Genomic DNA, 13,419 nt, shown 5'->3' on the forward strand with positions numbered 1-13,419 from the left:
CAGCCCTGCCCGGCTGCTCGAGCCGCGATGTTGCGCGGCTGGCCTTTGGCATCTGCCGCCAGATTGACTTCTCCCCCACGCAGGGTGTTACGTTTGTGGCGACTCTCATTCGGGGCCGCCGGTGGCGATTGTGCGAACGCAACCATCAGGCCTCCTGTTGCGGACGCTCGGGATCGGGCCAGTCGATGTGGAAAAAGCGCCCGCGCGGCTGATCGACCCGCTCATAGCTGTGAGCGCCGAAGTAATCGCGTTGGGCTTGGAGCAGGTTCTGCGGCAGGCGCGCGCAGCGGTAGCTGTCGTAATAGGCCAGTGACGCGGCGAAGCTTGGCGCCGGCACGCCACGCACTGCGGCCAGGGCGACGACCTGGCGCCAATTCGTCTGGGCGCGATCAATCGCCTCTGTGAAATAGGGGTCGAGTAGCAGATTGGCCAGCTCGGGCTCACGCCGATAGGCCTCGGTGATCTTCTGCAGGAAGGCCGCGCGAATAATACAGCCGCCGCGCCAAATCCGCGCGATCTCGGCGAAGTCGAGCGTCCAGCCGTATTCACTTTGGGCGGCGCGCATCAGCTGAAAGCCCTGCGCGTAGGAGCAAATCTTGGCGCAATAGAGGGCGTCGTGGATGGCCTCCAGCATCGCCTCCCGCTCTTCCTCGGGGACTGGCGCGCTTGCCGGATCAGACCTGGGACCGGCAAGCCGCTTGGCGGCCGCGACGCGCTCCTCCTTGATGGCACTGACGCAGCGGGCAAAGACCGCCTCGGCGATGGTCGGTGCTGGCACGCCCATGTCGAGGGCGTTGATGCTGGTCCATTTGCCGGTGCCCTTCTGCCCGGCGGTGTCGAGCACGACGTCGACGAAGGGCTGGCCGGTGACCGGATCGACCTGCGCGAGCACCTCGGCAGTGATTTCGATCAGGTAGGAGTCAAGCACGCCCTCATTCCAGCGCGCGAAGGTCTGGCCGATCTCGGCCGGACTCAGGCCGACGAGGCGCCGCATCAGATCATAGGCCTCGCAGATCATCTGCATGTCGCCGTATTCAATGCCGTTGTGCACCATCTTGACGTAGTGGCCGGCGCCGTCGGGGCCGATGTAGGCGGTGCAGGGCTCGCCGCCTTCGATCGGCTGGCCCGGCTTGGCGCCGAGCAGCGGCTTGCCGGTGTCGGGATCAACCTTGGCGGCGATGGCGTTCCAGATGGGCTCCAGCGCCTGCCAGGCATCCTCGCGGCCGCCGGGCATCAGCGAGGGGCCGAAGCGCGCCCCCTCCTCCCCGCCCGAGACACCGCTGCCGATGAAGCGCAGTCCACGCGCGGCGAGCCGCTGCTCGCGGGCGATGGTCTCGGTCCACTTGGCATTGCCGCCGTCGATGAGAATGTCATCGGCCTCCAGCAAGGGCGCGAGCTGATCGATCACCGCATCGGTGCCACCGCCGGCCTTGACCAGGATGATGATCTTGCGCGGTCGCCTGAGCGATTGCACCAGCGCATCCAGCGTCGCGCAGCCAACCAGACCGCCGGGCGTGTCGGGATGACTGTCGACGAAGGCCTGCATTTTTTCGGTGGTGCGGTTGTAGACGGCGATGCGAAAGCCGTGGTCGGCGATGTTGAGCGCCAGATTCTGGCCCATCACCGCCAGGCCGATGAGGCCGATCTCCGCGTCTTGGTGGTTGGTTGTCATGGTGCGATCACCTTCTGTTCGGTCTGGGTTGTTTGACAAGGGGCGTCTGGAAAAGCGTGACAGTCTGCCGCTACAGGCTCTCGGGCGAAACCTCCGGCGACGCATCACGCGGCGCCACCTGGCGCACCGGGTCTTTCTTCCGGGTCTCCTCAATGAGGTCATGCAAGTCTTCAATGCCCGCTTCCAGCGACTCGGCCATGACCACGAAGGGTCCCTGGCTGAGGATGATGCGCGCGAGTTGCGGCAGCGGTGGTTCCGCGTTGGTTTGCAGGAAGAGGCTTTGGATGGAGGTCATCACGCCCTCGATCGGCACCACAATCAAACGCCCGTGGATGGCTCGCGAGCCTTGCTGGTTCCACAGGGCCAACTCCTGGGAGATGCGCGGTTGCTGTTTGATAAAGGCGTTGACCTGCTCGGGGCCATGCACCAACGCGGTCTCCGGGAAGTTGTAGACCAGGATCCGGCCATAGTTGTCGCCGTCATTGCCGGCGACGGCCAGCGCCCTTAGGTTCGGCTGGCCCAGCGGGGTCATGGGCGCCATCAGGCTGAACTCAAATTGCTCCGGTTCGATCAGATCGAGCGTGAGGTAGTGCGAGCGCATGCGCTGATCGCCCTCGCTCCATTGATTGGGCGGCAGCTGCCAGGCATCTTCCTGGTTGTAGAAGGTTTTCGGATCGCGCTGGTGATAGCGGGTGTAGATGTCCATTTGCACATCGAACAGGCTTTTCGGATAGCGCACATGCCGTTTGAGCGCTGGCGGCATCTCATCGAACGACTTGTAGAGTCCGGGATAGATGCGGGCGCGCGCGCCGGCAATGGGATCCGAGGGATCGGTCAGATAGTAGTCGACGCTGCCGTCATAGGCATCCACCACCACTTTGATGGAATTGCGGATGTAATTGAATGGCCGCTCGAAGTGCTCGATATCCCCGTTATAACGTGTCGAGTAGGGGTACCAGGGCGAGCTGGTGAAAGCGTCCTGAATCCAGTACAGCCGCCCTTCGGCAAGCGCCAGATAGGGGTTGGGGCCGAGAATCAGCTCCGGGGTCAGCGCCTTGATACGCGCGCGGATGTCGCGCCGGAACAGCAGGCGGCTGTCATCGGTGATTTGTGTTGTGTACAAGATATTTGGCTCGCCGAAATAGAGCGAGAACACCAGCCGGTGAAACAGACTGCTGATCGGCACGCCACCGCTCCCGTGGTAATCGGTGAGTTTGGTTTCATCGGCCGAGGTGTAATCCAACTCGTGGCTGGCGTTGGGCACGATGACCGGCTGCAGATCACTCGCCCCGTAGTAGATGGCCGGCTCATCCAGGGACAGTCCAGCGACCGACTCCGCCGGGATGCCGTGGATCAGCCATTGTATCGGCTCATCCGCCGCCTGCGCCGCCGGCGTCATGGCCACGCCGTGGCCATGGGTGTATCTTAGCCAGAGGTTGACCCAGGTCTGCCGCGACGCATCAAGCTTGTCGACATCGAGATGACGCGCGGCGAGGAATACCTGGCGATAGGCGTCCTCGATCTCATAGCGCCCGACGCTGACATCATCAAAGGCGTAATAGGAGCCGATCTCCTGCAAGGCGCGATAGACCGAGAGGAGATTATCGGCGTCCCAGATGGGAATGTTGCGCAGGTTCGCCTGAACCTCGGGGGTGATCGCCTCCCAGCCCTGCTCACGGAGGGGATAGTCGCGCACCTCGACCTCTTGTAATCCGTAGCCGGCCAGTGTCGCCTCGATATTGTTGGCGATGAAGGGCGCCTCGCGGGTCATCTCGGCGGGCTTGACGATGAATTCCCCAACCCGCTCGGTCAGGGCAGGCGTCTGCCGCAATCCGATCACCGCGAACAACAGCACCAGGGTCGCGGCGAGCCAGCGCGTCCCCTTGCCGGTATTGACCAGCCGCAACAGCAAGGCGCCGGCGATGAGCGCCAACACCGCTGCGGTGGCAATCAGCGGCAGGGTCACCCGCATCTCCTGAAAGCCTGGGCCGTGGAACAGGGGCAGATGGCTGTCGGTGTAGAGCAGCCGGTAGGCATCATCGAAAAAATAGAGGCAGCCCATCAGCACGAGCAGCGACAAAATCAGGCTCAGATGCAGGCGCGCACCACGCCGCAAGCCGCCCTGCGCGCGCGGCATCGCCCGGTGCTCGAGCCAATACAGCAGGCCGAGCCCGAGCAGCACCACCGCCAGCGCGACCATCACCTCGGCATAGAGCAACCGGTAAAACGGCAGCGAGAACAGGTAGAAGCGCAGATCATGCTCGAACACCGGGTCGCTGATGCCGGCCTCGGGCGCGAGCAAGAAGAACAACGCCTGTTGCCAATTGAACAATAGTGGCAGCGCGACGACCACCGCCAGGATCAGCGACAGCGGCAGATACAGCAACAGGGAGCGGGTCTGGAAGCGCTGATACAGCCGGGCCGAGGGACGCGCGGGCGTGGCTTGCTTGGCGTCTGTGGATTGAGGAGATTTCGGGGATTCAGGCGATTCTGGCGATTTAGGCGATTCAGGCGATTCAGGCGCCGCCGCGCGTGGACGCGGCGCGCCGAGGTACTTGCTGCCAATCCAGAAGTTGGCAAAGAACAGGGTGAAAAATAAAGCTGTCGCCACCGTGAAAACAAAATAACCATAGAGCAGACGCTGCCAGAAATAAAATTCATACCCGAGCGACTTAAACCACCAAAGCTCGATCAGGAAATCCCTGACCACCACGCCGAGCACCAGCAGCGCGACGGTGAGGCCCAGTAGGACGGCCACCAGGGGACCAATGGCGGGTCGGGAAATGCTTGTTCGGAATCGCATACAGACACCTTGGAGATTTGGGGGGGGATGCGGGGAGATGTGGGTTGCCAGGTCCCGTCGCCGGAACTCGGGCAGCAGGCCCTGAAAAAGGCCAAAGCAGGAGAAAGCAGCCAAGTGGCGAGACGCCCTGAGATTTCCGTCAGTCGCAGCAGTGATCGTGCCAAGGTCGAATGACCAGGCTGGCCACCGGCCAAGCGCAGTGATTGGCCGAGCTGTTGCAACCCTTTCATCTCAGCGAACCCAGCAAGCTCGGCGGGCCTAGCGGACGACGCCTGCCGGTCCAGTAGCCGCGTTTTCTTGACGGCTGCTTGATGCTTGCGGGTGCATTGAACCGATGACGGTTGATATGCCCCGATGACGAGGATCAGGTGGCCCGCATCGACCCTGCCCAACTCGCGGTCACCGCCATCGCGCGCTGCTGCATGGGCGGTCGTGGGCGCTGTGAACCAGGGGCGATGCCTGAGCGCGATTTGTAGCCAACCGGGGCAGGGAATATTCTCACCACATGGTCAGTTCCTGGCGATCGTTTCATGCGACAGGTGGGGGTGACTGAAGCAAAGGCTGCGTTGTTCGGGTTGCTGGCCGCCGTGGAAGCGGTCGACCACGGCAGTCAGCGATGAACGAGACCACCTCCATGCAACAAGCAAAAATCTCCCTTGCCGAGTTTGAATCCTTCCTGTTCAAGCCTGACGACTTGTTAGGATCCAGACTGGATTGGCCCCCTAGTGCTCCGGAGTCAACATGACTTACCAGCCGCCATTCAAAATCACAGCCACAATCCTGTCATTGGTTGAAGAGATCGGTGAAGCCTTGGGGCGGATGCAGGCCGTTGAATTGGCAGATTCTCGACTGCGACTGCATCGCATTAACCGCATCAAAACAATCCAGGCGTCTCTGGAGATTGAGGGAAACACCCTAAACCTAGATCAAGTCACGGCTGTGCTCGATGGAAAAAGGGTGCTGGCGCAGCCCCGTGAGTTACAAGAAGTGCGCAACGCCTTTGCCGCCTACGAAGCCATGTCCCAGTGGTCGCCTGATGATGAACGCGATCTGCTGACCGCCCATGGCCTGCTGATGGCGGGACTGGTGGACGAGTTGGGCTGCTACCGTAGCGGATCGGTGGGCGTGCATGGCGCGCAGGGTGTGATTCATGTGGCGCCCCAAGCGTCACGGGTGCCAGGATTGATGGGCCAACTGCTCCAATGGCTGGCCGAGACCGACGAGCACCCGCTCATCGTCAGCACCGTGTTCCACTACGAATTCGAGTTTATCCATCCGTTTCAGGATGGTAATGGTCGCATGGGGCGACTTTGGCAATCCTTGATCCTCAGCCGCTGGCGTTCAGTGTTCGCGAACATGCCGGTGGAAAGCCTGATCCGCGACGCTCGCCAGGATTACTATGCCGCGCTCAATGCCTGCAATCAGGTTGGCGAATCCACGCGCTTCGTCGAGTTCATGTTGGAAATTATTTTTCGCGCCTTGCAGTCGGCTTCCAGCACCGAACAAGAAAGCGGACAAGTAACCGAACAAGTAAAACGGCTGCTGTCGGAATTGCGTGGGAAATCCCGCCCTGCCAGAGCCTTGATGCAGGCCCTCGACTTAAAGCACCGCCCGAACTTTTTCTATCACTACCTGCAACCGGCGCTGCAACAGGGACTGGTGGAAATGACCCGACCAGACACACCGAGGGCGAGAAATCAGCAGTACAGGCTCACCGAGCTGGGACGATCCGTCGCGGAAAGCTGGAAATGAACCAAGGAACATCGCTCAGGTTGTCAGAAATGCCCGCGCCACCGCGAAAAGAATTCGAACTTGGAACCTTTATTCTATAAGCTTGTGGTTCCGTTGCTGTCACAGGACAAACAACAAGAGATCGGCTACCTGGTTCGCGAAAGCCTGACGAAACAGCGCGAGTCCGCCCGACTCTCCAACCAAGCCAAATCCAGCATCGAGCTACTTATCAAGGATGCGGTGCGCGGATGAGCGACGGCAGCGAGAAAACGCTATACATCATTGCCGGGCCTAACGGCGCGGGCAAAACCACTTTCGCCCTCGAATACCTGCCCCAGGTAGCGGGCTGCACCCATTTCATCAATGCCGATCTGATCGCCGCCGGGCTTTCGCCGCTGGCCCCGGAGCGGGAGCTTATCGCTTCCAGCCGCCTCTTTTTGCGAGCGATTGAGGAGCGTATCGCGGAAGGTGAAACTTTCGCCTTTGAAACCACCCTGGCGGGCCGCGCCTACCTGCGCCTGGTCGAGCGACTGCGGCAAGATGGCTGGCGCGTGGAGCTGATCTATCTGGCCCTGCCGAGCATCGAGATGTCGAAACTGCGCGTGGCCGAACGGGTCGCCCACGGCGGGCACAAGATCCCGCTTTCAGACATCGAGCGGCGCTTTCCGCGCAGCTTGCGCCATCTATTGAATGATTTCAGCCACCGCGTCGATCGCTGCGTCTGTTTTATGAACGACGGAGAAAGCCCGGTCCTGGTCTTTGAACAGCGCGGCGGTGAACGCGATATCGCGCGTGACGACGACTACCAGCTTCTACTTGAGGAAGCAAAAGGATGAACACCAAGTCAATCACCACCCCATCCCCGGAAGGACAGCGGCAGTTGGAAGCACTCCGTCAGGCTGTCAGTAAAACGCTGGAAAAGAAACGGCGGCTGGGTCAATATGCCGTCATTTGGAAAGACGGCAAACCGGTTATGACGGGCGAGGATGCGCCCAATGCCAATGAGAACGGGCACTGCGCAGGATAACCATGAGCGAACAATCGACCATGCTCCCCCTGACTATGCCGGATTGCTGGCCGAAATTAAATGTGCCTGGCTCGAGTTGTTTTCCTGGCTCAAGTTGTTTTGCCAACATGACAGAAACAATCCGACCCTGGCCCCATAAACCGTGAGTTTGGTTTCATCGGCCGAGGTGTAATCCAACTCGTGGCTGGCGTTGGGCACGATGACCGGCTGCAGATCACTCGCCCCGTAGTAGATGGCCGGCTCATCCAGGGACAGTCCAGCGACCGACTCCGCCGGGATGCCGTGGATCAGCCATTGTATCGGCTCATCCGCCGCCTGCGCCGCCGGGGTCATGGCCACGCCGTGGCCATGGGTGTATCTTAGCCAGAGGTTGACCCAGGTCTGCCGCGACGCATCAAGCTTGTCGACATCGAGATGACGCGCGGCGAGGAATACCTGGCGATAGGCGTCCTCGATCTCATAGCGCCCGACGCTGACATCATCAAAGGCGTAATAGGAGCCGATCTCCTGCAAGGCGCGATAGACCGACAGGAGATTATCGGCATCCCAGATGGGAATGTTGCGCAGGTTCGCCTGAACCTCGGGGGTGATCGCCTCCCAGCCCTGCTCACGGAGGGGATAGTCGCGCACCTCGACCTCTTGTAATCCGTAGCCGGCCAGTGTCGCTTCGATATTGTTGGCGATGAAGGGCGCCTCGCGGGTCATCTCGGCGGGCTTGACGATGAATTCCCCAACCCGCTCGGTCAGGGCGGGCGTCTGCCGTAATCCGATCACCGCGAACAACAGCACCAGGGTCGCGGCGAGCCAGCGCGTCCCCTTGCCGGTATTGACCAGCCGCAACAGCAAGGCGCCGGCGATGAGCGCCAACACCGCTGCGGTGGCAATCAGCGGCAGGGTCACCCGCATCTCCTCAAAGCCTGGGCCATGGAACAGGGGCAGATGGCTGTCGGTGTAGAGCAGCCGGTAGGCATCATCGAGGAAATAGAGGCAGCCCATCAGCACGAGCAGCGACAAAATCAGGCTCAGATGCAGCCGCGCGCCACGCCGCAAGCCGCCCCGCGCGCGCGGCATCGCCCGGTGCTCGAGCCAATACAGCAGGCCGAGCCCGAGCAGCACCACCGCCAGCGCGACCATCACCTCGGCATAGAGCAACCGGTAAAACGGCAGCGAGAACAGGTAGAAGCGCAGATCGTGATCGAACACCGGGTCGCTGATGCCAGCCTCGGGGGCGAGCAAGAAAAACAACGCCTGTTGCCAATTGAACAACAGCGGCAGCGCGACGACCACCGCCAGGATCAGTGACAGCGGCAGATACAGGAACAGGGAGCGGGCCTGGAAGCGCTGATACAGCCGGGCCGAGGGACGCGCGGGCGTTGTTTGCTTGGCCTGTGTGGATTGAGGAGATTTCGGGGATTCAGGCGACTCGGGCGATTCAGGCGACTCGGGCGATTCTGGCGATTTAGGCGCCGCCGCGCGTGGACGCGGCGCGCCGAGGTACTTGCTGCCAATCCAAAAGTTGGCAAAGAACAGGGTGAAAAAAAAGCCGTCGCCGCCGTGAAAACAAAATAACCATAGAGCAGACGCTGCCAGAAATAAAATTCATACCCGAGCGACTTAAACCACCAAAGCTCGATCAGGAAGTCCCTGACCACCACGCCGAGCACCAGCAACGCGATGATGAGGCCCAGTAGGACGGCCACCAGGCGACCAATGGCGGGTCGGGAAATGCTTGTTCGGAATCGCATACAGACACCTTGGAGATTTGGGGGGGGATGCGGGGATGCGGGGAGATGTGGGTTGCCAGGTCCCATCGCCGGAACTCGGGCAGCAGGCCCTGAAAAAGGCCAAAGCGGGAGAAAGCAGCCAAGCGGCGGGACGCCCTGAGGTTTCACTCAGTCGCTGCAGTCATCGTGCCAAGGTCGAATGACCAGGCTGGCCACCGGCCAAGCGCAGTGATTGGCCGAGCTGTTGCAACCCTTTCATCTCAGCGGACCCAGCAATCTCGGCGGGCCTAGCGGACGACGCCGGCCGGTCCAGTAGCCGCGTTTTCTTGACGGCTGCTTGATGCTTGCGGGTGCATTGAACCGATATTGGTGGATATGCCCCGATGACGAGGTTCAGGTCGCCCGTATCGACCCTGCCCAGCTCGCGGTCACCGCCATCGCGCGCTACTGAATGGGCGGCCGTGGGCGGAGTGAACGAGGGGCGATGCCTGACTGCGACTTGTATCCAACCGGGGCAGGGGATATTCTGACCACATGGTCATTTCTGGAGATCCTTATCATGCGACAAGTGCAGGTGACTGAAGCAAAGGCCGCGTTTTCCGGGTTGCTGGCCGCCGTGGAAGCAGGTGAGTCTGTCGCCATCACGCGCCGGGGGCGTGTGATCGCCCGACTGGTGCCCGATGCGGCAACCAGCGCGGCAGAGGCCTTTCGCCCGTTCTGGGACAACCTTGAGGAGATCGATCTGGTTGCACCGGATGCGGAGACACCTGAGCCAGTCGCGGCGCTTTAGAGGACACCGCTGGTGCGCTACCTACTTGATACCAACATCATGATCGCAGCGATGAAGGAGGTCGCCTCGGTCAAACGCCAACTGGAGCAAAGACTGTTGGCCGATATCCTGCTCTCACCCGTGGTCTTGGGCGAGCTTGAGTTCGGCGTCGAGAAGAGCGCTTACCGCGAACAGAACGCGGCACGTCTTGCTGCGTTGGTAAAGACCTTGGCGTTGGCGCCCATTGATGCGCGCGTCAGCCGGCGCTATGGTGAGATCCGCGCGCATCTCGAGCGCTGTGGAACACCGATTGGCGCGAATGATCTTTGGATTGCCGCGCAAGGCTCGGCGCTCGATGTGATTGTCGTGACGGACAATCAGGGCGAGTTCAACCGCGTCCCCGGGTTGCGCACGGAAAACTGGTTAAGTCGCTCGTAGCGACGAGCCGACGATGGTGCAAGACGCATCAATACCGCCGAATGACCAGGACCCAATCCGCTCACCAATGCTCAAACACCAGTTCATCCTCCACCCGGACATCCTCGGCCAGTTCGCCCTCGATCAGACGCCCATGCCCTACCAGCAGCGCCTTAGTTTTCCTGGTACCTGTGTTCACTGGCCATCGCCAGCAAGCAGCAATCGCTGCTGGTCAATGTCGAGACTGGCTACTGCGGGTTGGTGATCGTGCTCGAGTAATTGAAGGCAATTAAAGGCGCCTGGCTCCAATTGTTTTGCCAACATGACAGAAACAATCCGACCATATAAGGCCGCATAAATCCTGGCGCGACACGTTAATCCCCCCGTGCGGCTCGATCAGCTTATAAACAATTCGACTCAGGCGCCATGTTTGACTGGCGCCACAGTCGACAGTCCCGCCACTCGGGAACTCGTCACTTACGAAAAACAAACCCTTTCCATCATCCACAAATGACCCAGCCCAGTTCCCATCTCGACAAAGTCCGTCTGTCCAATCTCGCCGAGGAGATCTGGAAATCGGCGGAGCGCTTGCGCGGCAAATTCAAGGCACACGAATATCAAGTCGTTATTCTGCCCATCATCACCATCCGGCGCCTCGAATGCGTGCTAATCAAGTGGCGCGAGCAGAAGGCGGAAGAAATCCGCTCGAAGCGGGAGACCAGCTCCGATGTGGAGCTGGACAAACTGGTCAAGGCCCTGGAACTGAACCCCAAGCAGTCCCCCGGCTTCTCCAATTCCACCACCTGGACGCTGCGCAAGATCCATGAGGAAGACCACACCCTGCTAAGCAAAATGGGGACGCACCACATTAACTTCTCGCGAAGTTTGCCCCGTAAACACGAATTGCCCCCCGCACCAAGGCGTTTTCCGCACACGCCACATTAGGCTATCCAGTCAAGCGCGGCGATGTCGCGTGAAAGCCTCTCAGCGAGCTAGCCGCCCATCCCCGCCAGCACGCGCTCGAAATCCGCGCGCCGGGCGGGCTTGAGCAGCAGATGATCGAAGAGCGCGGCAGCGTCGGGCTGTTCAGCCAGGCTGTAGCCCGACAGCGCCACCAGGGTGAGTTCCGGGCGCCGAGGCCAGTCGGCCAGTTCGCGGGCCAGGTCCAGTCCATCCATGTCGGGCAGTCCCAAATCGAGCAGGACGCACTCGGGGCAGCTGGTGCGAATGCGCTCCAGTGCCGCGGCGCCGGTCGCGACCGTCTCGACCTGATGGCCGAGCGCGCGCAGCAAGGCCGAGGTGGCGTCGAGGATTTCGGCATCATCATCGACCAGTAGCACGCGCCGGGCGGGGGGTGCCGGCGGGCAATGGTGGGGCGCTGGCGTGGTGGGCACAGCGGGTACGTCGGGTGCCTCGGCCGGATTGGCCAGATTGACGCCATCCGCCAACGGCAACCAGAGGCGAAAGGTGGCGCCCTGCCCCACCCCGGCGCTCTCGGCCTCGATGCGGCCCTGATGCAGTTCCACCAGTTGTCGCACCAGCGCCAGGCCGATGCCCAGGCCGTTGTCGCGTCCGACGCGCGACTCGGCGCCGCGACTGAAAGCGTCGAACAGCCAGGGCTGATCCTCGGGGGCGATGCCCTGGCCGTTGTCGGCGACACTCAGACAGAGTTCCTGGCCGCCGACGGTCAGGGCCAGGCGAATCTGCCCGCCGGGCTCGGTGTATTTGATGGCGTTATCGAGCAGGTTGGTGAACACCTGCACCAGGCGGGTGGCATCGCCCCACAGCGGAACCGGCGCGGCCGGCAGCGCGGTGTCCAGTTCATGCTGGCGCTCGGCTAGGGGCGCGGCGACGGTCTCTAGGGCTTCATGCACCAGGGCGACGGCATCTTGAGCGGCCGGGCGCAGCACGATGGCGCCGCGACTGATGCGGGCGATGTCGAGCAGGTCGTGGATGATGCGCTCGAGATGCCCGATTTGGCGGTCAATGCGCTGGCAGGCGCGCGCATAGGTGGCGGTGTCGGGGGGGTCGAGTGCCAGGCACTCCAGGGTGCTGCGCACCGGCACCAGGGGGTTGCGCAGTTCGTGCCCGAGCAGAGCGAGAAAGGCGTTCTTGCGCCGATCCGCCTCGGCCAGCCGCGCGGTGGTTTGGCGCAGGTTCTCTTCCAAGGCCTGGCGCTCGCTGACATCGACCACCAGGGAGAGCACCGAGACCAGATGGCCGTCGGGGTCGTGCAGGGCGGAGTTGTACCACTCGCACCAGACCAGACTGCCGTCGGCGCGGCGATTGCGCACCGGCGTGCGATGGTGCTCGAACTCTCCGCGAAAGAGCGCAGCGCTGACCTGGCGCATGTGCTCACGGTCGGCTGGGTCAATCAGGCCGATGTCATCGAAGGTGCGCCCAAGCACGACTTGTTCAGTCCAACCAAAGATGCGCGCGGCGGCGGGCGACCAGCCGAGCAGGCGCCCTTTGACATCCCACTCCATGGAGGCCACCGGGCTGCTGTCGAGATGGCGCTTGAGCCGCCCCAGGGTGGCGCGATAGCGCTGCTCGGCTTCACGCGCGGCGGTGCAGTCAGTGAAGGTGACCGCCACGCCGGCGATGGCGGCGCTGGGGGCGTTGGATGTTCGGTAGGGGCGCATGTGCTGGAGGAACCAGCGCCCGTGATCGGCGGCCAGTTCGCGCGCCGGGGGTTGCGCGCCGGCCAGCACGGATTGGGCGTCCTCGGCAAAGCCGCGGGCATCGAAGCGGGTCTCCAGGGCCGCGACGGGCTGGCCGATGGCCTCGGGGCCAAGCACTAGCAGCGCCTCGCTCGCGGGGGTGAAGCGGCGCAGGCGCAGTTCAGCATCAAGCAACAGGCTGGCGACCTCGCTGCTCAATAGCAGGTGGTTGAGGTCGTTGTTCTCGGCCTCGAGTGCGCGGACTCTGGCCTCCAGCGTCTGATTTGGTTGATTCAGGCCTTGGTGATCCGCCGCCAAGGACCGAGACCCGGGATCTGCTTGCGTCGTCATGGCACTTGTTCCTGCTTGTGTCTACCCATGCCCGGTGCGCCTAGTGGCGGCCCATTTGAAGAACAGAACCAGCAAGGGTGTTTTTCCACCGGTCGCGGGGCCTTTGCACCAGCCCGGTGGAAATTATCGGCGGGCATCCGCTGCCGCGCAAGCGGCGCAGCGCCATCGCGTGCTTGTTGGCGCGGCCTTTGCGGGGACTTCGCTCCAGGTCAGAAACAGATTCAGTAACATCCCAAAGATCGGGAGGCGTCTTATGAGCACCTAT

At 62.1% G+C, this 13,419-nt stretch carries 10 protein-coding genes and 1 pseudogene; 7 read left to right on the forward strand and 4 right to left on the reverse strand.

What is annotated here, in order from left to right; all coding sequences use genetic code 11:
- Positions 1-145: 145 nt before the first annotated feature.
- Positions 146-1,672, reverse strand: coding sequence for an NADP-dependent phosphogluconate dehydrogenase (gene gndA / locus Thiowin_RS17275; protein WP_328984212.1), 1,527 nt, complete (start codon positions 1,670-1,672; stop codon positions 146-148).
- Positions 1,673-1,742: 70 nt separating this feature from the next.
- Positions 1,743-4,475, reverse strand: a complete 2,733-nt coding sequence (locus Thiowin_RS17280; protein WP_328984213.1) for a UPF0182 family protein — start codon at positions 4,473-4,475, stop codon at positions 1,743-1,745.
- A 741-nt stretch (positions 4,476-5,216) separates the two neighbouring features.
- Here Thiowin_RS17280 and Thiowin_RS17285 point away from each other — a divergent pair.
- The 4 genes from Thiowin_RS17285 to Thiowin_RS17300 are packed head-to-tail and all read left to right on the forward strand — an operon-like array spanning position 5,217 to position 7,233.
- Positions 5,217-6,227 carry a Fic family protein gene (locus Thiowin_RS17285; protein WP_328984214.1) on the forward strand — a complete coding sequence of 337 codons (1,011 nt, stop codon included), beginning with the start codon at positions 5,217-5,219 and terminating at the stop codon, positions 6,225-6,227.
- A 60-nt stretch (positions 6,228-6,287) separates the two neighbouring features.
- Positions 6,288-6,458 (forward strand): hypothetical protein, encoded by a 171-nt coding sequence (locus Thiowin_RS17290; RefSeq protein ID WP_328984215.1) that lies wholly within the window; start codon positions 6,288-6,290, stop codon positions 6,456-6,458.
- Positions 6,455-7,042 (forward strand): AAA family ATPase, encoded by a 588-nt coding sequence (locus Thiowin_RS17295; protein ID WP_328984216.1) that lies wholly within the window; start codon positions 6,455-6,457, stop codon positions 7,040-7,042. Before Thiowin_RS17290 ends, Thiowin_RS17295 begins: the two co-directional genes overlap by 4 nt.
- Entirely contained in the window at positions 7,039-7,233 is a 195-nt protein-coding gene (locus Thiowin_RS17300) for a hypothetical protein (RefSeq protein ID WP_328984217.1), read from the forward strand. The genes Thiowin_RS17295 and Thiowin_RS17300 overlap by 4 nt, the downstream gene beginning before the upstream one ends.
- A gap of 33 nt (positions 7,234-7,266) precedes the next feature.
- Here the strand turns inward: Thiowin_RS17300 and Thiowin_RS17305 are convergent.
- A pseudogene (locus tag Thiowin_RS17305) lies at positions 7,267-9,044 on the reverse strand (UPF0182 family protein).
- Between the two features lie 472 nt (positions 9,045-9,516).
- On the opposite strand from Thiowin_RS17305, the gene Thiowin_RS17310 reads away from it, so the two are divergent.
- The 3 genes from Thiowin_RS17310 to Thiowin_RS17320 all read left to right on the forward strand — a co-directional run bounded on the left by Thiowin_RS17310 (position 9,517) and on the right by Thiowin_RS17320 (position 11,088).
- Positions 9,517-9,747 carry a type II toxin-antitoxin system Phd/YefM family antitoxin gene (locus tag Thiowin_RS17310; RefSeq protein ID WP_328984218.1) on the forward strand — a complete coding sequence of 77 codons (231 nt, stop codon included), beginning with the start codon at positions 9,517-9,519 and terminating at the stop codon, positions 9,745-9,747.
- A 12-nt stretch (positions 9,748-9,759) separates the two neighbouring features.
- Positions 9,760-10,164 (forward strand): PIN domain-containing protein, encoded by a 405-nt coding sequence (locus Thiowin_RS17315; protein WP_328984219.1) that lies wholly within the window; start codon positions 9,760-9,762, stop codon positions 10,162-10,164.
- Positions 10,165-10,653: 489 nt separating this feature from the next.
- Positions 10,654-11,088 (forward strand): type I restriction-modification system subunit M N-terminal domain-containing protein, encoded by a 435-nt coding sequence (locus Thiowin_RS17320; RefSeq protein ID WP_328984220.1) that lies wholly within the window; start codon positions 10,654-10,656, stop codon positions 11,086-11,088.
- Between the two features lie 47 nt (positions 11,089-11,135).
- Here Thiowin_RS17320 and Thiowin_RS17325 read toward each other — a convergent pair whose 3' ends face one another.
- Positions 11,136-13,154, reverse strand: a complete 2,019-nt coding sequence (locus Thiowin_RS17325) for a hybrid sensor histidine kinase/response regulator (protein WP_328984221.1) — start codon at positions 13,152-13,154, stop codon at positions 11,136-11,138.
- Between the last annotated feature and the right edge of the window lie 265 nt (positions 13,155-13,419).

The organism is Thiorhodovibrio winogradskyi, from assembly GCF_036208045.1.
GTDB lineage: Bacteria > Pseudomonadota > Gammaproteobacteria > Chromatiales > Chromatiaceae > Thiorhodovibrio > Thiorhodovibrio winogradskyi.

What these genes read in the sequence shown, in the direction of transcription:
- gndA (WP_328984212.1), bottom strand. Translation starts at nt 1,672, where the DNA reads ATGACAACCAACCACCAAGACGCGGAGATCGGCCTCATCGGCCTGGCG.
- Thiowin_RS17325 (WP_328984221.1), bottom strand. Translation starts at nt 13,154, where the DNA reads ATGACGACGCAAGCAGATCCCGGGTCTCGGTCCTTGGCGGCGGATCAC.
- Thiowin_RS17320 (WP_328984220.1), top strand. Translation starts at nt 10,654, where the DNA reads ATGACCCAGCCCAGTTCCCATCTCGACAAAGTCCGTCTGTCCAATCTC.
- Thiowin_RS17295 (WP_328984216.1), top strand. Translation starts at nt 6,455, where the DNA reads ATGAGCGACGGCAGCGAGAAAACGCTATACATCATTGCCGGGCCTAAC.
- Thiowin_RS17310 (WP_328984218.1), top strand. Translation starts at nt 9,517, where the DNA reads ATGCGACAAGTGCAGGTGACTGAAGCAAAGGCCGCGTTTTCCGGGTTG.
- Thiowin_RS17280 (WP_328984213.1), bottom strand. Translation starts at nt 4,475, where the DNA reads ATGCGATTCCGAACAAGCATTTCCCGACCCGCCATTGGTCCCCTGGTG.
- Thiowin_RS17300 (WP_328984217.1), top strand. Translation starts at nt 7,039, where the DNA reads ATGAACACCAAGTCAATCACCACCCCATCCCCGGAAGGACAGCGGCAG.
- Thiowin_RS17285 (WP_328984214.1), top strand. Translation starts at nt 5,217, where the DNA reads ATGACTTACCAGCCGCCATTCAAAATCACAGCCACAATCCTGTCATTG.